Origin of the sequence: Mycobacterium alsense, assembly GCF_002086635.1 — a bacterium.
GTDB lineage: Bacteria > Actinomycetota > Actinomycetes > Mycobacteriales > Mycobacteriaceae > Mycobacterium > Mycobacterium alsense.
Genome location: NZ_MVHD01000031.1, coordinates 15,149 through 33,843, shown reverse-complemented (window position 1 = coordinate 33,843; position 18,695 = coordinate 15,149). Strand labels below are relative to the sequence as shown.

The 18,695-nt window shown below is 70.2% G+C and carries 16 protein-coding genes; 7 read left to right on the top strand and 9 right to left on the bottom strand.

All coding sequences use genetic code 11. The features are described from left to right. Positions 1 to 57: 57 nt before the first annotated feature. Together BST11_RS17070 and BST11_RS17065 are read left to right on the top strand one after the other, a co-directional pair. On the top strand, positions 58 to 2,052 hold the full coding sequence (locus tag BST11_RS17070; protein WP_083139112.1) for an APC family permease: 1,995 nt from the start codon (positions 58 to 60) through the stop codon (positions 2,050 to 2,052). Then, positions 2,049 to 3,236, top strand: a complete 1,188-nt coding sequence (locus tag BST11_RS17065) for a class I SAM-dependent RNA methyltransferase (RefSeq protein WP_083139111.1) — start codon at positions 2,049 to 2,051, stop codon at positions 3,234 to 3,236. The genes BST11_RS17070 and BST11_RS17065 overlap by 4 nt, the downstream gene beginning before the upstream one ends. Before the next feature lie 10 nt (positions 3,237 to 3,246). Here the strand turns inward: BST11_RS17065 and BST11_RS17060 are convergent, their stop codons facing one another. The 3 genes from BST11_RS17060 to BST11_RS17050 are packed head-to-tail and all read right to left on the bottom strand — an operon-like array spanning position 3,247 to position 6,340. Continuing rightward, the gene (locus BST11_RS17060; protein WP_083139110.1) at positions 3,247 to 4,536 is read right to left on the bottom strand and encodes an ArsB/NhaD family transporter; all 1,290 of its coding nucleotides are present in this window, start codon (positions 4,534 to 4,536) and stop codon (positions 3,247 to 3,249) included. 34 nt (positions 4,537 to 4,570) lie between these two features. Then, the gene (locus tag BST11_RS17055; protein WP_083139109.1) at positions 4,571 to 5,860 is read right to left on the bottom strand and encodes an ArsB/NhaD family transporter; all 1,290 of its coding nucleotides are present in this window, start codon (positions 5,858 to 5,860) and stop codon (positions 4,571 to 4,573) included. A gap of 33 nt (positions 5,861 to 5,893) precedes the next feature. Further along, positions 5,894 to 6,340 (bottom strand): CBS domain-containing protein, encoded by a 447-nt coding sequence (locus tag BST11_RS17050; RefSeq protein WP_083139108.1) that lies wholly within the window; start codon positions 6,338 to 6,340, stop codon positions 5,894 to 5,896. Positions 6,341 to 6,534: 194 nt separating this feature from the next. Between BST11_RS17050 and dxs the strand changes: the two genes are divergently transcribed. Beyond that, the gene (gene dxs / locus BST11_RS17045; protein ID WP_083139107.1) at positions 6,535 to 8,469 is read left to right on the top strand and encodes a 1-deoxy-D-xylulose-5-phosphate synthase; all 1,935 of its coding nucleotides are present in this window, start codon (positions 6,535 to 6,537) and stop codon (positions 8,467 to 8,469) included. On the opposite strand, the gene BST11_RS17040 is transcribed toward dxs, so the two are convergent. The 3 genes from BST11_RS17040 to BST11_RS17030 all read right to left on the bottom strand — a co-directional run bounded on the left by BST11_RS17040 (position 8,466) and on the right by BST11_RS17030 (position 11,270). Next, a complete protein-coding gene (locus tag BST11_RS17040; protein ID WP_083139106.1) occupies positions 8,466 to 9,761 on the bottom strand; it encodes an HRDC domain-containing protein in 1,296 nt (431 codons plus the stop codon). The genes dxs and BST11_RS17040 overlap by 4 nt on opposite strands. A gap of 1 nt (position 9,762) precedes the next feature. Further along, on the bottom strand, positions 9,763 to 10,299 hold the full coding sequence (locus tag BST11_RS17035) for a DUF3000 domain-containing protein (RefSeq protein WP_240492166.1): 537 nt from the start codon (positions 10,297 to 10,299) through the stop codon (positions 9,763 to 9,765). Between the two features lie 164 nt (positions 10,300 to 10,463). After that, positions 10,464 to 11,270 (bottom strand): enoyl-CoA hydratase/isomerase family protein, encoded by an 807-nt coding sequence (locus BST11_RS17030; RefSeq protein WP_083139105.1) that lies wholly within the window; start codon positions 11,268 to 11,270, stop codon positions 10,464 to 10,466. Between the two features lie 52 nt (positions 11,271 to 11,322). Between BST11_RS17030 and hemE the strand changes: the two genes are divergently transcribed. Genes hemE through BST11_RS17010 form a run of 4 tightly spaced genes read left to right on the top strand, consistent with a single transcriptional unit; the run spans position 11,323 to position 15,234 of the window. Then, entirely contained in the window at positions 11,323 to 12,408 is a 1,086-nt protein-coding gene (gene hemE, locus BST11_RS17025) for a uroporphyrinogen decarboxylase (RefSeq protein WP_142276403.1), read from the top strand. Further along, positions 12,405 to 13,763 (top strand): protoporphyrinogen oxidase, encoded by a 1,359-nt coding sequence (locus tag BST11_RS17020; protein WP_083139103.1) that lies wholly within the window; start codon positions 12,405 to 12,407, stop codon positions 13,761 to 13,763. Before hemE ends, BST11_RS17020 begins: the two co-directional genes overlap by 4 nt. 5 nt (positions 13,764 to 13,768) lie before the next feature. Continuing rightward, positions 13,769 to 14,488 carry a hydrogen peroxide-dependent heme synthase gene (hemQ, locus tag BST11_RS17015; protein ID WP_083139102.1) on the top strand — a complete coding sequence of 240 codons (720 nt, stop codon included), beginning with the start codon at positions 13,769 to 13,771 and terminating at the stop codon, positions 14,486 to 14,488. Further along, positions 14,485 to 15,234, top strand: a complete 750-nt coding sequence (locus BST11_RS17010) for a class I SAM-dependent methyltransferase (RefSeq protein ID WP_083139101.1) — start codon at positions 14,485 to 14,487, stop codon at positions 15,232 to 15,234. The genes hemQ and BST11_RS17010 overlap by 4 nt, the downstream gene beginning before the upstream one ends. 185 nt (positions 15,235 to 15,419) lie before the next feature. Here BST11_RS17010 and msrB read toward each other — a convergent pair whose 3' ends face one another. Genes msrB through BST11_RS16995 form a run of 3 tightly spaced genes read right to left on the bottom strand, consistent with a single transcriptional unit; the run spans position 15,420 to position 18,692 of the window. Beyond that, on the bottom strand, positions 15,420 to 15,830 hold the full coding sequence (gene msrB, locus BST11_RS17005; protein ID WP_083139100.1) for a peptide-methionine (R)-S-oxide reductase MsrB: 411 nt from the start codon (positions 15,828 to 15,830) through the stop codon (positions 15,420 to 15,422). After that, entirely contained in the window at positions 15,827 to 17,101 is a 1,275-nt protein-coding gene (gene aftC / locus BST11_RS17000; RefSeq protein ID WP_083139099.1) for an arabinofuranan 3-O-arabinosyltransferase, read from the bottom strand. The genes msrB and aftC overlap by 4 nt, the downstream gene beginning before the upstream one ends. A 19-nt stretch (positions 17,102 to 17,120) precedes the next feature. After that, positions 17,121 to 18,692 (bottom strand): alpha/beta hydrolase, encoded by a 1,572-nt coding sequence (locus BST11_RS16995; RefSeq protein WP_142276402.1) that lies wholly within the window; start codon positions 18,690 to 18,692, stop codon positions 17,121 to 17,123. Between the last annotated feature and the right edge of the window lie 3 nt (positions 18,693 to 18,695).

Here is an 18,695-nt window from a genome sequence, read left to right as displayed (position 1 = left end):
GCAACATTGTCGCCTACGAAACGCTATCAAGCCCGGGTGGGCTTACCCTTGGCTCTCGTGTCCAAACTTTCGACCGCTGCGCGCCGGTTGCTCATCGGCCGGCCGTTTCGCAGCGACCGGTTGAGCCACACTCTGCTGCCCAAGCGGATAGCGCTGCCGGTGTTCGCCTCGGACGCGCTGTCCTCGGTGGCCTACGCGCCCGAGCAAGTCTTTTTGATGCTGTCGGTGGCCGGGGTGAGCGCGTACGTGCTGACGCCGTGGATCGGTCTGGCCGTGGCGGCGGTCATGCTCGTCGTGGTGGCCAGCTACCGGCAGAACGTGCATGCCTACCCGTCGGGCGGGGGCGACTTCGAGGTGGTCACCACCAACCTCGGCGACACGGCCGGTCTCGTGGTCGCCAGCGCCCTGATGGTGGATTACGTTCTGACCGTTGCGGTTTCGACGGCATCGGCAATGTCGAACATCGGCTCGGCCATCCCGGTCGTGGGCCAGCACAAAGTGTTCTTCTGCGTGGCGGCCATCGTTTTGGTGATGGCGCTCAATCTGCGCGGGGTACGCGAATCCGGTGTGGCCTTTGCGATCCCGACGTACGCGTTCATCGTCGGAATCGTCGTCATGATCGGGTGGGGTTTGTTCCGCATCTTCGTGCTGGGCGACCCGCTGCGGGCGGAATCCGCGGGCTTCCAGATGCATCCCGAGCACGGCCAGGTCGTCGGCTTCGCACTGGCGTTCCTGGTGGCGCGGTCGTTCTCCTCGGGCTGCGCGGCGCTGACCGGGGTCGAGGCGATCAGCAACGGGGTGCCGGCCTTCGAGAAACCCAAATCCCGCAACGCCGCGACCACCCTGCTGATGCTGGGCGGCATCGCGGTGACCCTGCTGATGGGCATCATCGTGCTGGCCGAGAAGATCGGCGTACAGCTCGTCGAGGACCCCGCGACCCAGCTGGCCGGCGCGCCACCGAACTACTACCAGAAGACGCTGGTCGCCCAGCTGGCAGACACGGTGTTCGGCAGCTTTCACATCGGCTTTTTGCTGATCGCCGCGGTGACCGCGCTGATCCTGGTGCTGGCGGCCAACACCGCGTTCAACGGGTTCCCGGTGCTGGGTTCGGTCCTGGCGCAGCACAGCTACCTGCCGCGTCAACTGCACACGCGCGGAGACCGGTTGGCGTTCTCCAACGGCATCCTGTTCCTGTCGGCGGCGGCCCTCTTGGCGATCATCGCGTTTCGCGCCGAGGTCACCGCGCTGATCCAGCTGTACATCGTCGGCGTGTTCATTTCGTTCACGCTGAGCCAGATCGGCATGGTGCGGCACTGGACGCGGTTGCTGCGCACCGAGACCGACCCGCGGGCGCGGCGCAAGATGATGCGTTCCCGGGTGGTCAACACGGTCGGGCTGCTGTCCACCGGCGCGGTGTTGCTGGTCGTGATGATCACCAAGTTCGTCGCGGGGGCGTGGATCGCGCTGTTCGCGATGGGCCTGCTGTTCGTGATCATGAAGATGATTCACCGGCACTACCGCACCGTCAGCCGGGAACTGGAGGAACAGGAGGCCGCCCAGCACGACGTGGTGCTGCCCAGCCGCAACCACGCGCTGGTGCTGGTGTCCAAGCTGCACCTGCCGACCCTGCGCGCGCTGGCCTACGCGCGCGCCACCCGCCCCGATGTGCTCGAGGCCATCACGGTCAGCGTCGACGACGCGGAGACCCGCGAGCTGGTGCACAAGTGGGAGCAAAGCGACATCAGTGTGCCGCTCAAGGTCATCGCCTCGCCCTACCGTGAGGTCACCCGCCCGGTGCTCGACTACGTCAAGCGGGTCAGCAAGGAGTCGCCGCGCACGGTGGTGACGGTGTTCATCCCCGAATACGTGGTGGGCCATTGGTGGGAGCAGGTGCTGCACAACCAAAGCGCGCTACGGCTCAAGGGGCGGTTGCTGTTCATGCCCAACGTGATGGTCACTTCCGTTCCCTGGCAATTGAGTTCGTCGGAGCGACTCAAGGCGTTCCACCCGCACGCGGCGCCCGGCGATGCCCGGCGGGGCATCTTCGATTGAACACCGAGCTGACGCTTGTCACCGGCGCGCCCGCGAACGGCGGCAGCTGCGTCGCGCACCACGAGGGCCGCGTGGTGTTCGTCCGCTACGCCCTGCCCGGCGAGCGGGTGCGGGCGCGGGTAACCGTGGCGCGCGAATCCTATTGGCACGCCGAGGCTGTCGAGGTGATCGAGCCGTCGGCCGATCGCATCGCGTCGCTGTGCCCGATCGCCGGGGCGGACGGTGCCGGGTGCTGCGATCTCGCGTTCGCCGACCCGTCGGCCGCGCGGACGCTCAAGGCGCAGGTCGTGGCCAACCAGCTGCAGCGCCTCGGCGGGCATCAGTGGGCCGGGGAGGCCGAGCCGCTGTCGCCCGGGGTCACCGGCTGGCGCACCCGGGTGCGGCTGGACGTCGGCGCCGACGGCCGGGCGGGTTTCCACCGCTACCACAGCGACGAGCTGGTGACCGACCTGCGCTGCGCGCAGCTGCCGCCGGGGATGCTGGACGGGCTGGAGGACGCCGACTGGCCGCCCGGCGCGCAGCTGCATCTGGTGGTCGACGACGACGGCGAGCGCCACATAGTGTGCACCCGGCGGCGGGGCCGTCGGGCGGCGACGGAGGCGGTCGAGGGGGCCTACGACGCGGCGCAGCGGGTGGGCGCGCGCAGCTGGCGGGTACCCGTCACCGCGTTCTGGCAGGCGCACCGCGACGCCGCGGGCGTCTACAGCGGCCTGGTCTCCGAGTGGGCGCAACCCGTTGCGGGCGCGACGGTCTGGGACCTCTACGGCGGCGCCGGCGTTTTCGCGGCCGCGCTGGGCGCGGCGGTGGGGGAGTCGGGGCGGGTGCTGACCGTGGACACCTCGCGCTCGGCGACGCGGGCGGCCCGCGCCGCGCTGGCGGACCTGCCGCAGGTGCACGTCGTGACCGATTCGGTGCGGCGGGCGCTGCAGGCGCAACGCGACGGCGGCGGCACCGCGGACGTCGCGGTGCTGGATCCGCCGCGGGCAGGCGCCGGACGGGAGGTCATCGAGCTACTGGCCGCCGCCGGCGTGCCGCGCGTGGTCCACATCGGCTGCGAGGCGGCGTCTTTCGCGCGCGATGTCGGCCTGTACCGCGCCCACGGCTACACCGTGGAGAAGATCCGGGTGTTCGACGCGTTCCCGCTGACCCATCACACCGAATCGGTTGCGCTGCTGAGCCGGTAGGGCCGCGGGATCAGCCCCACACGAAGTAGCGCAGCCACAAATAGATCGCCGCCAACGCGAGCGAGATGGCCGTGACCACAATGCCCTTGCGGGTGAACTCCCAAAACGAGATGGGATGTCCCGCGCGACGGGCGATTCCGAGCATGACGACGTTGGCGCTGGCCCCGACCGCGGTGAGGTTGCCCCCGAAGTCCGCGCCGAGTGCCAGCGCCCACCACAGCGTGTCGGGGTTGGCCCCACCCGGTATGGCCGCAACCAGTTCGGTGACGACCGGCGTCATCGTCGCGACGTACGGAATGTTGTCGATGATGCCCGATACCGGGGCTGAGACACCGAGTATCAGGAACACGGTGAGCACCTCGTTGCCGCCGCTGAGGGTGCTCGCCACCCGCGCCAACTGGTCGATGACGCCCGTCTTGACCAGAGCCCCGACCATGATGAACAGCCCGGCGAAGAACAGCAGGGTGTGCCACTCGACGCTCGACAGGTAGTCGGAGCGCCCGAGCCGGGAGATCACGACGAGGACGCCGGCGCCGAGCATCGCCACCAGCGACGGCTGCATGTGCAGCACGGGATGTGCGATGAAGGCGGCGAAAACGAGCAGCAGGACGACGCCGGACTTCACCAGCAGGCGGCGATCCCGGATCGCCTCCCGCTCGTCCAGCGACACGACGTCGGCGACGCGATCGGGGTCGACCGCGAAGGAGCCGCGGAACAACAGCGGCAACAGGGCGACGAACACGACCATGACCAGCAGGACGACCGGCGCCATGTGCACGAGAAAATCGTTGAATGTCAACCCCGCCCGGCTGGCGATGATGATGTTGGGAGGGTCGCCGACCAACGTCGCCGCACCTCCGATATTGGCCGCGAAGACTTCCGCCATCAAGAACGGCGCCGGGTTGATCGCCAGACGCTCGCACACCAACAGGGTGACCGGCGCGATGAGCAGCACCGTGGTGACGTTGTCCAGCAACGCCGAACCCACCGCCATCACCACGACCAGCAGGATCATGATGCGCAACGGCGAGCCGCGGGCGCGCTTGGCCGCCCAGATGGCCACGTATTCGAACACCCCGGTCTGCCGCAGCACGCTGACGATGATCATCATGCCGAGCAACAAAAAGATGACGTCCCAATCGATTCCGGTCGTGTGGGAGTAGAAGACGTCGTCCGAGCTGATGATCGGCAAGGTGACCACGATGGCCGCGCCGGCCAGCGCCGCCAGCGTTTTGTTGACGCGGTCGCTGGCGATCAGCGCGTAGCTGAGGACGAACACCGTGACGGCGACGACGCTCATCGCGCGGCCTCCGAACCTTCGGTCATGGTCGTGCTCAGACCCACACGAAGTAGCGCAACCAGAGGTAGAGCGCGGCCAGCGCGACCGACATCACCGTCACGATCGCGCCCTTGCGGGTGAACTCCCAGAACGAGATCGGGTTGTCGGCACGCCTGGCGATGCCCAGGATGACGACGTTGGCGCTGGCGCCGATGGCGGTCAGGTTGCCGCCGAAGTCGGTGCCCAGCGCCAGGGCCCACCACAGCGCCGCGTGGTTGGCGTGGTCCGTCAGGTCCCGCACCAGGTCGGCGACGATCGGCGTCATCGTCGCGGCGTAGGGAACGTTGTTGACGACCCCGCTGATCACCAGGGACGCGCCCAGGATCACCATGGTCGCCAGCAGGGTGTGGCCGCCGGTCGCGGTGACGGCGAAGTGCGCCAGTTGTTTGACGACACCGGTCTTGACCAGGGCGCCGACCATGATGAACAGCCCCGCGAAGAACAGCAGCGTGTCCCACTCGACGCTGGAGAAGTAGTCGGTCTGCTCGAGCTTGGAGACCACGATCAGGATGCCGGCGCCCAGCATCGCCACCACGGAAGGATCCATGTGCAGCGGCGCGTGGGCGACGAACGCGGCGAATACCGCGACCAGCACGACGCCGCACTTGACCAGCAGGCCGCGGTCCCGGATGGCTTCCTTCTCCTCGAGCGCCATGACGTCGGCGACCCGCTCGGGGTCGACGGCGAACGCGCCCGGGAACAGCCGCGGCAGCATCAGGACGAGGACCGCCATGACGATGATCACGATCGGCGTCAGGTGGATCAGGAAGTCGTTGAAGGTCAGGCCGGCCTTGCTGGCGATGATGATGTTGGGCGGATCGCCGACCAGCGTCGCGGTGCCCCCGATGTTCGACGCCATCGCCTCGGCCATCAGGAACGGCGCCGCGTTGATCGCCAGCCGGTCGCAGACGAGCAGCGTGACCGGGGCGACGAGCAACACCGTCGTGACGTTGTCGAGCAGGGCCGACGCGACCGCGGTGACGATGACCAGCAGGATCATGATGCGCAACGGGGAGCCCTTGGCGCGCTTGGCCGCGCAGATCGCCACGTATTCGAACACGCCGGTCTGGCGCAGCACGCTGACGATGATCATCATGCCCAAGAGCAAAAAGATTACGTCCCAGTCGATTCCGAATTCGCGGGAGTAGAAGACGTCGCCGGACGTGATGATCGGCAGGGTGACCACGATCGCCGCGCCGGCCAAGGCCACCAGGGTCTTGTTGAAGCGGTCGTTGGCGATCAGCGCATAGGCGACCACGAACACCACGATCGCGACGATGCTCATCGATTGTCCTGGGCGCTCAGGGCTTTGGGGATATCAGCGCCTCAAAGCGGCGTCCAACAAACGCGACGCGGTGACGACGCCGAGCAACGCCTTGTCCTCGCCGACCACCGCGACCAGGGGGCTTCTCAGCCGCGCCATGAGCGCCGCCACCTCGATGATGGTGTCGTCGGCCTTGGCCGGCGGTATGTCGACCAGATGGTCGGGCAGCACGTCGCGCACGGTCTTGCCGCCCAGCCGTTCGGCGCAGCGGTCCGCCGTGGATTCGTTGAGCACGCCGGCCAGCGACGGATCGTCCTGCACGTAGCGGGGCACGATGAACCGCACCACCTGGGAGGCGGGCAGCACCGCGTACGGGCGCCCCGACGCGTCGGTGACCACCAGGCCGGGCAGTCGGTGCTCGGCGAGCATGCGGGCGGCGTCCAGTGCGTCGGCGTCGATGCCGACGACGGGAAAGTCCTCGGCGATTTGCTCGGCGCGCATGATGCGACGATACGTCTGAGGCGCGGCGACTGGGGTCATGATGTGCTCCGGGTCGGGGACGACGTGGACTGCATGGACTGCTTGGACTTCTTGGACTTCACTGCCGACCAGGCTTCCCGGCGCACCGCCGTCTGACGCTACCAAAGACGCGGCGCGGACTCTGATCTGCCGGGATGGCTGCGTAGACTGACGGGATGCTCGAACAGATCCGCGGACCCGCTGATCTGCAGCACCTTTCCCAACGGCAACTCCGCGATCTGGCCGGTGAGATTCGCGAGTTCCTGATTCACAAGGTCGCTGCCACCGGGGGGCACCTGGGACCGAACCTGGGTGTCGTCGAGCTGACGCTGGCGCTGCACCGGGTGTTCGACTCCCCGCACGACCCGATCATCTTCGACACCGGCCACCAGGCCTACGTGCACAAGATGCTCACCGGGCGCTCCCACGACTTCGAGAGCCTGCGCAAGAAGGGTGGCCTGTCGGGGTATCCGTCGCGCGCGGAAAGCGAGCACGACTGGGTCGAGTCCAGCCACGCGAGCGCGTCGCTGTCGTACGCCGACGGCCTGGCCAAGGCGTTCGAGCTGAGCGGGCACCGCAACCGGCACGTCGTCGCGGTCGTCGGCGACGGCGCGCTCACCGGCGGCATGTGCTGGGAGGCGCTGAACAACATCGCCGCCTCGCGCCGCCCGGTGATCATCGTCGTCAACGACAACGGCCGCAGCTACGCGCCCACCATCGGCGGCGTCGCCGACCACCTGGCCACCCTGCGGCTGCAGCCGGCCTACGAGCAGGCCCTGGAGCGCGGCCGGGACATGGTGCGGTCGCTGCCCCTGTTCGGCCAGCTCGCCTACCGCTTCATGCACAGCGTCAAGGCCGGCATCAAGGACTCGCTGTCGCCGCAGCTGCTGTTCACCGACCTCGGCCTGAAGTACGTCGGGCCGGTCGACGGGCACGACGAGCGCGCGGTGGAGGTGGCGCTGCGCCACGCCCGCGGCTTCGGGCGCCCGGTGATCGTGCACGTCGTCACCCGCAAGGGCATGGGCTACGGCCCGGCCGAGGACGACGAGGCCGAGCAGATGCATTCCTGCGGCGTGATCGACCCGGCCACCGGGCTGGCCACCAAGGTCGCCGGCCCGGGCTGGACGGCCACCTTCTCCGACGCGCTGATCGCCTACGCCAGGAAGCGCCGCGACGTCGTGGCCATCACCGCGGCCATGCCCGGGCCCACCGGGCTTTCGGCGTTCGGGCAGCAGTTCCCGGATCGCCTGTTCGACGTCGGCATCGCCGAGCAGCACGCGATGACCTCGGCGGCCGGGCTGGCGATGGGCGGCATGCACCCGGTGGTCGCCATCTATTCGACGTTCCTCAACCGGGCCTTCGACCAGATCATGATGGACGTCGCGCTGCACAAGCTGCCGGTCACCATGGTGCTCGACCGGGCCGGGGTCACCGGCTCCGACGGCGCCAGCCACAACGGCATCTGGGACCTGTCGATGTTGAACATCGTGCCCGGGATCCGGGTGGCCGCACCCCGCGACGCCACCCGGTTGCGCGAGGAACTCGGCGAGGCGCTCGACGTCAAAGATGGGCCGACGGCCCTTCGCTTCCCCAAAGGCGATGTGGGCGAAGACATTCCGGCCCTGGAGCGCCGCGGGTCGGGCATTGCGGGCATCGACGTGCTCGCGGTGCCCGCGGCGGGGTGCAACCACGACGTCCTGCTGGTCGCCGTCGGCGCGTTCGCGCCGATGGCGCTCGACGTGGCCAAGCGGCTGCACAACCAGGGCATCGGGGTGACGGTGATCGACCCCCGCTGGGTGCTGCCGGTGTCCGACGGCATCGTGGAGGCGGCCGCGCGGCACAAGCTGGTCGTCACGTGCGAGGACAACGGCGTCAACGGCGGGGTCGGGTCGGCGGTGTCGGCGGCGCTGCGGCGCGCGGAGATCGACACGCCCTGCCGCGACGTCGGCCTGCCGCAGCAGTTCTACGAGCACGCCTCGCGGGGCGAGGTGCTGGCCGCCCAGGGGCTGACCGACCAGGACATCGCCCGCCGCATCACCGGTTGGGTCGCGGCGCTGGGCGCCAAGGTCAATGAAGCCACCGAGGCGGAAATCCCCGAGCGCCTCGACTAGTCGTCGGCCTCGTCGTCCGGCGGTTGCAGCGCCCGCGCCAACGCGGGGTCGACGAGTTCCCGCTGCCACGACCGCGCCTGGCCCGCGCGCAGGAACTCGTCGATGGCCGCCAGCGGGTCCGGTCTCGGCTCCCAGTCCCAGCACAGCCGGCGCACCAGGTCGGGCGAGATCAGGTTTTCGGTGGGGACGTGCACCCGTTGCGAGACCTCCCCCAGCGCCGCGCGGGCGGCTTCCAGCCGCGCGGCGGCCTCCGGCTTGCGCCTGCTCCACCGCGCCGGCGGCGGGGGCCCGTTGGGCGGCTCGGCGTTCTCCGGCGGGTCCTCGCTTTGCCGGGCCGCCCTGAGCGCCGCCAGCCACACCTGGGCGCTGCGGCGCTGGTTGCGCCCGCCGAACACCGGCAACTCGACGATCTCCTCGACCGTCTTCGGGTCGGCGAGGGCGGCGTCGATGATCGCCGAATCCGGCAGCACGCGGCGCGGCGCGATGTCGCGGCGCTGCGCGATGCGGTCGCGCGCCAGCCACAGTTCGCGCACCGCCGCCAGCCCGCGACGGTCGCGCACCCGATGGATCCCCGACGTTCGCCGCCAGCGCTCCCGGCGCGCCGCCGGCACGCCGTCGCCATCTCCCGTCTTGAACGCCCGCAGATACTCGAATTCCTCTGCGGCCCAGCCGGTCTTGCCCTGCCCGGCCAGCACGTCCGCGATCGCCGCGCGCAGCTCGATGAGCAACTCGACGTCCAGCGCCGCGTAGTTCAGCCACTCGGCGGGCAGCGGGCGCTTGGACCAGTCGGCCGCGCCGTGACCCTTGGCCAGCCCGAAGCCCAGCAGCCGCTCGACCATGGTCGCCAGGTTCACCCGCTCGAATCCGGCCAGCCGCCCGGCCAGCTCGGTGTCGTAGAGGGCCGGCGGCCGCATGCCGACCTCGGCCAGGCACGGCAGGTCCTGGTCGGCGGAGTGCAGGATCCATTCGTCGCTGCCCAGCACCTCGGCGACCGGCCGCAGCGCCGTCAGCGGGTCGCCGCCGTGGCTGACCGGGTCGACGAGCACCGTGCCGGCGCCCGCCCGCCGGATCTGGATCAGGTAGGCCCGGTTGGAGTAGCGGAAGCCCGACGCCCGCTCGGCGTCCACCGCGAACGGCCCGCGCCCGCGTTCCAGTTGCCGCGCGGCGGCCTCGATCTCGCGGATGCTCACCGCGAGGTCGGGGATCCCGTCGGTCGGGTGGGGCAGGGGGGTGGGCTCGGGCGCGCCGTCGGGCGCGGTGACGTCGGGTTCGAAGGGCCCCGGTTCGCCCATGTCAGGCGCGTGACCGCGAGCTCAGATCGGTGACTCCGGTCGGCGGCAGGCCCGCCGCGTGCTCCAGCACCTCGCAGAACGCCTCGACGTGCACCCTGACGTCGGGGCTGGTCGCCGTCCACGACGCCCGCAGCTCCAGCTGGTGGGCGCGGGGAGGCCCGGAGATGTCGCCGTAGCGCACCGAGGTGGTGGCGGTGACGGTGCCGCCCAGGGCGGTGGTGTGCTCGAGGCGCGCCTGCAGCGCGTCGACCAGCCAGCTCCACGCGACCTCCGGCAGCAGGGGGTCGACGGCCTCGCTGGGGTCCAGGTCGGCCTGGATGTAGGCGACCAGGCGGATCGTCCCGTCCCAGGCGTCGGCGCCGTCGGGGTCGTAGAGCAGGATCAGCCGGCCGAACGCGTCGCCCTCGGAGCGCTCCGGGACGATCTCGAGGTCGGGATGCTTGACCTCGGCGCCCAGGGCGTAGCTGTAGGGTGCCAGCCGCTGCGGCGGACGGATCGGGCCCAGCTCGATCTCCGGCCGCACGGAGACGGCGTTCATCGCCGCCACCGCCTCGCGGAATGGGGCCGGTTCAGTCGAGCTCACAGCGTCCGACGGTAGACCTATCGGCCGACGCTCCGAAACAGGCGCGCCGATTCCCGCGGCCGTCGCGACCAAGCCGTTACCCGCGCTCACAGGCGTCCGATCGAGCGCATAACACCTGCTCAGGCGCCGGATCCGCCGGTGAAACGGGCCGGGCGCTTCTCGCGGTGGGCGGCCAGCCCCTCCCGCACGTCGGGGCCGCTGAAGCTGAGGAATTCCAGGCCCACCGACGTCTCGAACGTGGGGCCCATCATGCGGTACCAGTGGTTGAGGCTGCGCTTGGTCCACTGGATCGCATGCCGCGCGCCCCGCGCCAGGTTCTCGGCGATGCGGGCGGCGGTTTGCAGCACGTCGTCGTCGTCCACGCAGAGCGACACCAGGCCGATGCGCTCGGCCTCCTCGCCGAGCAGCGTCTCGCAGGTCAGCAGGTAGTACTTGGCCTTGGCCATGCCGACCAGCAGCGGCCAGCAGATGGCGGCGTGGTCGCCGGCGGCCACCCCGAGCTTGGTGTGCCCGTCGATGAGCTTGGCCGTCCGGCCCGCCACCGAGACGTCGGCCAGCAGCGCGACCACCAGGCCCGCGCCGACCGCCGGCCCGCGGATCGCCGAGACGACGGGCGTGTCGCAGTTGATCATGTTGTGCACCAGGTCGCGCGCCTCCCGCATGATGCGCACCCGGCCGTCGTAGTCGCCGATGGTCTCGTCGATCAGGTCGAAGCTGCCGCCGGAGGAGAAGGCCTTGCCCTCGCCGCGGACCAGGACGGCGCGCACGGCCGGGTCGCGATCGATCACGGGCCAGACGTCGGCGAGGTCGCGGTGCATCTGGGGCCCCACCGAGTTCAGGCCCGGGGAGTCGAGAACCAGCGTCAGGACACCGTTTTCGTTGGGTTCGAAGCGAAGGCTGGGGAAGTCGTCGTAACTGATCGGCACTGTCGTGATGTTACGCAATCGGCGATCGGCGCTCGTGGCAGCATTGAAGCCGATGAACACACCCGCGCATCCCCGCCGCGAGCTTCCCGGGTCGCCGTATCTGGCCGCCGTCTCCGGGCGCAAGCCGAGCCGGGTGCCGGTGTGGTTCATGCGTCAGGCCGGCCGCTCGCTGCCCGAGTACCGGGAGCTGCGCGAACGGCACAGCATGCTTCAGGCATGCTTCGAGCCCGAGGTCGTCTGCGAGATCACCCTGCAGCCGATACGCCGCCACGGCGTGGACGCGGCGATCCTGTTCTCCGACATCGTGGTGCCGCTGCGCGCCGCGGGCGTCGAGTTGGACATCGTCCCGGACGTGGGGCCGGTGATCGCCCAACCGGTGCGCGCCGCCGCCGACATCGACGCCATGAAGCCCCTTGACCCGCAGGCGGTTCAGCCGGTGTCCGAGGCGGTGTCGCTGCTCGTCGGCGCGCTGGGCGAGGTGCCGCTGATCGGCTTCGCCGGGGCGCCGTTCACGCTAGCGTCGTACCTCGTCGAGGGCGGGCCCAGCCGCAACCACGCGCGCACCAAGGCGATGATGCTGGCCGAACCCCACAGCTGGCACGCGTTGATGGAGAAGCTGACCGACCTCACGATCGCGTTTTTGAGCGCCCAGATCGAGGCCGGGGTGGACGCCATTCAGGTGTTCGACTCGTGGGCGGGGACGCTGTCGCTGGCCGACTACCGGCAGAGCGTGCTGCCGCACAGTTCCCGGGTGTTCGCGACGCTGTCCCAGCACGGTGTGCCCATGACGCACTTCGGGGTCGGGACCGCCGAGCTGCTGGGCGCCATGTCCGGCGCGCTGAAGACCGGCATGAGGCCCGGGCAGGCCACCGCCGTCGGCGTGGACTGGCGCACCTCCCTCGTCGACGCCGCCGCCCGGGTCGAGCCCGGCACCGCGCTGCAGGGCAACCTCGATCCGGTGATCCCGCTGGCGGGCTGGCCGGTGACCGAGCGTGCCGCGCGGGCCGTGGTCGACGACGGCCGCCGCGCCATCGACGCCGGCGCGGCCGGGCACGTCTTCAACCTCGGCCACGGCGTGCTGCCCGACACCGACCCCGGCGTGCTGACCGAGCTGGTTGCGCTGGTCCACTCGCTATGAGTCGCGCCGGTCGCTCCCCGTCGTATTGCGTTGTGGGCGGGGGGATTTCGGGGCTGGCGGCGGCTTACCGGCTGCGCACGGCCGCCGGTGACGACGCGACGATCACGCTGTTCGACCCGGCCGACCGGCTCGGTGGCGTGTTGCGCACCGAGCGCGTCGGCGGCCGGCCGATGGACCTGGGCGCCGAGGCGTTCGTGCTGCGCCGCCCCGAGATGCCGGCGCTGCTGGCCGAGCTGGGCCTGGCGGGGCGCCGGCTGGACACCACCGGCGCGCGGCCCCTGATCTACAGCCAGCGCGAGTTGCACCCGCTGCCCGCCGGCACCGTCGTCGGGATCCCGTCGTCGGCGGCGTCGGTCGAAGGGCTGGTCGACGAGGCGACGCTCGCGCGCATCGGTGACGAACCCAGCCGCCCGCTGGCGTGGCGGCCCGGCGCGGACCCCGCGGTCGCCGACCTGGTGGGCGACCGGTTCGGCGAGCAGGTCGTGGCCCGGTCGGTGGATCCGCTGCTGAGCGGGGTGTATGCGGGATCGGCGGCGACGATCGGCCTGCGCGCGGCGGCCCCCAGCGTCGCGGCGGCCCTGGATCGCGGCGCCGCCAGCCTGACCGACGCGGTGCGGCGGGGGGTGCCGCCGGTCACCGGGGCGCCGGTGTTCGGCGCGCTGGACGGCGGCTACCAGACGCTGATCGACGAGCTCGTCGAGCGCAGCCGGGTGCGCTGGGTGCGCGCGGCGGTGGAGCGGCTGGAACCGGGTTGGGAGCTGCGCGACGACGCCGGCGCCCGGTGGCACGCCGACGCCGTGGTCGTGGCGGTCCCGGCCCCGCGGCTGGTTCGGCTCCTCGACGGTGTCGCCCCGCGCAGCGCCGCGGCCGCAAGCCGGATCGAGAGCGCGTCGTCGGTGGTGGTGGCGCTGGCCGTGCCGGGCGACACGCCGTTCCCGGAGTGCTCCGGGGTGTTGGTGGCCAGCGGGGAACCGTTGCGCGCCAAGGCGATCACGCTGTCGTCGCGCAAGTGGGGCACCGGGGGCGACGTGCAATTCCTGCGGCTGTCGTTCGGGCGTTTCGGTGATCGTGTCGCCCAGACCGCCACCGACGACGAGCTGCTGGCGTGGGCGTTGAGCGACCTCGACGACGTGTTCGGGCTCACCGTCGACCCGGTCGACGCCCGCGTCCGGCGCTGGATCGACGCGATGCCGCAGTACGGCCCCGGCCATGCGGACGTGGTCGCCGAGGTGCGCGCGGGCCTGCCCCCGACGCTGGCGGTGGCCGGCAGCTTCCTGGACGGCATCGGCGTCCCGGCCTGCGTCGGGGCGGCCGGGCGTGCGATCGAGGCGCTGCACGCGGAAATGGCACGATAGGTGTTATGGCAAAAGTCGACTCCAAACTTGATTTTGCGGCCCTGAACTCGCAGCTTCGCTACCTGATGTTCTCGGTGTTCTCGGTGCGGCCCGGCGAGCTGGGCTCGGAGGGAAGTGACGAGAGAAGAGAGGTCATCGACGACGCCGCGACGTTTTTCAAGCAGCAGGAGGAGCGCGGCGTCGTGGTGCGCGGGTTGTACGACGTGGCGGGCCTGCGCGCCGACGCGGACTTCATGATCTGGACGCACGCCGAACGCGTCGAGGCGCTGCAGGCGACCTACGCCGATTTTCGGCGCGCCACCATCCTGGGCCGCGCCTGCTCGCCGGTGTGGAGCAGCGTGGCGCTGCATCGGCCGGCCGAGTTCAACAAGAGCCACATCCCGGCGTTTTTGGCCGGCGAGGAGCCCGGCGCCTACATCTGCGTGTATCCGTTCGTGCGGTCCTACGAGTGGTACCTGCTGCCCGACGAGGAACGCCGCCGCATGCTCGCCGAGCACGGCATGGCCGCGCGCGCGTACAAGGACGTGCGCGCCAACACCGTGCCGGCGTTCGCACTGGGCGACTACGAATGGATCCTGGCGTTCGAGGCGCCCGAGCTGCACCGCATCGTCGACCTGATGCGCGAGCTGCGCGCCACCGACGCCCGGCGGCACACCCGCGCCGAGACGCCGTTCTTCACCGGCCCGCGGGTGGGAGTCGAGCAGTTGGTGAGCGCGCTGCCATGACCGCCCCGGACCCGACCGACCCCACCCGCTTCGAGGAGATGTACCGCGACGAGCGGCTGTCGCACGGGCTGCCGGCCGCCACGCCGTGGGACATCGGCGGCCCGCAGCCGGTGGTGCGGCGGCTGGTGGCGCTGGGCGCGATCAACGGCGAGGTCCTCGACCCGGGCACCGGCCCCGGCCATCACGCGATTTACTATGCCTCCCAAGGCTTTTCGGCGACCGGTGTCGACGGGTCGGCGGCCGCTCTGGAGCGGGCGCGGGAGAACGCGCGGCGGGCCGGTGTGTCGGTGAACTTCGAGCTGGCCGACGCCACGAAGCTGGACGGGCTCGACAACCGGTTCGACACCGTCGTCGACTGCGCCTTCTACCACACCTTCAGCACCGACCCCGACCTGCAGGCGGCCTATGCGCACGCCCTGCACCGGGCGACCAGGCCGGGGGCGCGGCTGTACATGTTCGAGTTCGGCGAGCACGACGTCAACGGCTTCAAAATGGTGCGGTCGCTGTCGGAGGAAGACTTCACCGGGGTGCTGCCCCCCGCCGGGTGGGAGATCACCTACCTCGGGCCGACGACCTACCTGGTCAACATGAGCACCCAGACCATCGAGCTGATGGCCGCGCGCAACCCCGACATGGCCGACCAGATCCAGTCGCTGATGGATCGGTTCCGGGCGATGGAGCCGTGGCTGGAGAACGGCCGGGTGCACGCGCCGTTCTGGGAGGTGCACGCCACCCGGGTGGGCTGAGCTTTGGTGGCCCCACCCGTCACTTGCGTCACCGCAGGGCGGGGGGTGACGGTTTGCCCACCTCACAGCGACTGCGAAGATCAGCGTCGGGCCGTCGCGCCGACCAACGCCACTGTCGCTGTGAGGTGGGCAAATCGGTACATGTCCGATTCTTGTGACAGGCGGGAATTGGGGCGCCGCGCTCCCTATCCGGTCGCCGGCACCAGCCGCAGGCAGATCGAATTGATGCAGTAGCGCTGATCCGTGGGTGTCGGGTAGCCCTCGCCCTCGAACACGTGGCCCAGGTGGCTGTGGCAGTTGGCGCACAGCACCTCGGTGCGCGTCGTGCCCAGCGAATGGTCGGGGCGCAGAATCACCGCGTCGGAGTTCGCCGGGTCGAAAAACGACGGCCACCCGCAGTGTGACTCGAATTTCTCTGTGCTGCGGAACAATTCGGCCCCGCAGGCCCGGCATTGGTAGACGCCCTCGCTCTTGGTGTCGGTGTACTCGCCGGTGAACGGCCGCTCGGTGCCGGCACGGCGCAGCACGTCGAACTCCTCGGGGGTGAGCCTCTGGCGCCACTCGTCGTCGGTCAGCTGCAGCTTCGGGCTAGTCATGCCTCCACGCTAGCCTCATCCCGCTTGGCCGTCAGCCACGCCGGATCGATCCCGTCGTCCAGCCGGTTCTCGGCCCTGGCGTCCAGGTAGCGGTAACACAACACGGTGAACGTCACGATCAGCAGCAGCGACCAGCCGTAGGTGATCTTCAGGTATTCCAGCGCGCGCCCGTAGCGCATCCAGTTGAACAGCAGCCAGCGGTCCAGCGTCATGAAGCCGTAGATCCCCAGCCACGCCGGCCAGTTGCGGATCAGCGAGTTGCGCAGCACCACCGTCATCAAAAACGGGAACAGCATCATCGAGTAGTAGCCCTGGGCCAGCGAGAGCACCAGCCATGACCACAGCAGCAGCACGCCCGCGGAGTTGGTGAACCAGAACAGCGGGTCGCGGGTGCGGTAGTAGCGGTACAACAGCCACAGCGCGCCGATCGCGATCAGCGTGAACAGGATTCGCAGGAACACGATCAGCCACGTGGGCAGGCCGAAGTACACGCCGTTGCCCTCGATCGAGCTGTTGAAGTAGTCGCGGGTGCCCAGGATGTAGGGGACCGTCTTGGTGACGAAGTCCTGCGGATCGCTGACCAACGGCCACGCGGCCGCGTTGATGACGACGGGCACCGCGATCGCGGGCACCAGCGCCCGCCACTGGCGATTCAGTAGCGGCAGCAACAGCAGCGGCCCGAGCAAGGGCTTGAGCGCGAGCGTCAGCCCGATCGCCACGCCGGCCCACCACTGCCGGCCGACCCGGCCGTCCAGCAGCCACCGCAAAAACAGCATCTCGGCCAGCAGCACGCAGCCGTTGATGTTGGTGAACACCAGGGTGTTGGTCACCGTCTCGGTGCAGAACATGGCCAGCAGTAGCGCCGGCGCCGCCACCGAGGACAGCGTGTATTTGAACATCCGCAGCAACAGGTACCAGGCGATCAGGACGGCCACGGTGTTGATCAGGATGAACAAATACCGCGACGGCGCGAACGGCAAATAGCCGAACGGCGCCATCAACAGCGTGCCGCCGGGCGGGTAGAGGTAGTGCGGGTCGACGTAGTCGAAGTGTTCGTTGTAGATGTCCCAGCCGTGGCGGAAGTTCAGCACCGCGCGGTAGACCGGCTTGAAGTCGTCGGTGATGTTGCCGTTGGTCGTGACCACGATGCTGCGGTGCAGCACCGACAGGATGGCCACCGGCCACAGCGCCGAGCGCAATATCGTTGCGGCACTCGGTGCGCCGGTGCGGGGACGAAACAAATCAGCAGCCGTCACCAGCGCACCGTACACCGGGCACCGCCCCCGAAACTCAGGCGGGACAGTAGGTGTCGGTCCCGGGCAGCTTGCCGCTGTTGAGGTAGCCGATCAGCGGCGGGACCGCGCACGGCGAATAGATGCTCGCGCCGTGACCGATGCCCTGCCACATCACCCGCTTGCTCGCCGCGTTGGCGTTGATGATGGTGGCCGCCGTCTGGGCCACCCCGTCGCTGCCGACGATCGGGTCGTTCTGCACACCGGCGAGCAGGACATCGATCTTGAGGTTCTTCGGTGCCGCCGGCGGCGGAATCGTCGGCCAGTGCACGCATTTCACCAAGTTGAGCGCGGCGACGGTGCCGAATTGCGGGTAGAGCTTGCCCCACGCCACCACCAGCTCGCGCACGCGGTCCGGGGTGGGCCGGTTGACGGCGTCGCTGCAGGAGCCGACGAACTGGCCATCGGTGTCGGTCACGGCGTACGCGTGGTTGATCAGGTTGTTGAGCTGGTTGACGTCGCCGGAGCGCGCGGCCGCCAGCGCGTCGGCCAGGCTGGTCGTGGCGCCGACGCGGCCGCCGGATGGAAAGCCCAGCGCGACGGTGATGGCGCTGGCCACCGCGGCGACGGACGCGCCGCCGGGGCCCCGTCCGGCGCGGGCGTCGGCCAACATCGCGGCGACGGCGCCCTTCGGGTCCGGACCCAGCGCGCAGTTGACCGCGACGCACTGCGCCGCGAACGCGTCGAGCGCGGCCTGCTGGCCCTTGACCTGTTGCTCGGCGGCCCCCTCGGCGTTGACGCCCAGGGCGACCGGGGAGTCGAGGATCAGCCGGGCGACCCGGTCGGGCCGCGACGCCGCGTAGGCGAGTGCCAACTGGGCGCCGTTGCCGACCCCCACCAGCGCGACCGCGGGCACGTCCCACAGGGTGCGCAGCCGCTCGATGTCGGAGGCGGCGTGCGAATTGTCGTAGGCCGACGCGCCCGGCGCCAGGGCGTCGGTGCAGTTGGTGGTGGCGGTGTTGGAGATGTCGGAGAGGTTGGCGACGGGGTCGTCGCCGGTCTGGAACTGCGCCTGGTCGCGCATCGCCTGGCGGTCCAGTTGGTCGCGGCAGTCGATGGGGCTCGACATGCCGGTGCCGCGGCGGTCGACGGCGACGACGGGGTGGGTCTGCAGCACGTCGGCGCCCGCTCGGGCCAGCCACGCCGGCAGCTGCGTGGACGACGGCAGGTCCGAGCCCGTGGTGAACACCAGCGGGCCCGCGTCGTGCGGCGTCTTGTCCGAGCGGGCGCGGACCACGCCGATCGTCAGGGTCCCGGCCCCGCCGTTGACCGGGTCGAGCTCGTTGTCAAAGTTCGCGCAGTCCAGCTGCACGCCGGGCACGGCGGGGACGGCCGCGTCGGTGAACACCTTCGACGTGCAGTCGCGCCAGGAGAGGTCGTTCTTGGGCGCGGCGATCGGCGGCGGACCGCTGGGGGGCGGCTTGGTGGTGGGAACGCCCTGGGGCCGGGCGCCGGAGTTGGTGGCGAAGCGCGGATCCGCGGCCAGGCCCGGAACGCAGCCGGCCAGCGTCGCGGCGACCGCGAGCAGGACCAGGGCGATGCGCCGACTCATGCCGACCACCCTAGCCAGGAT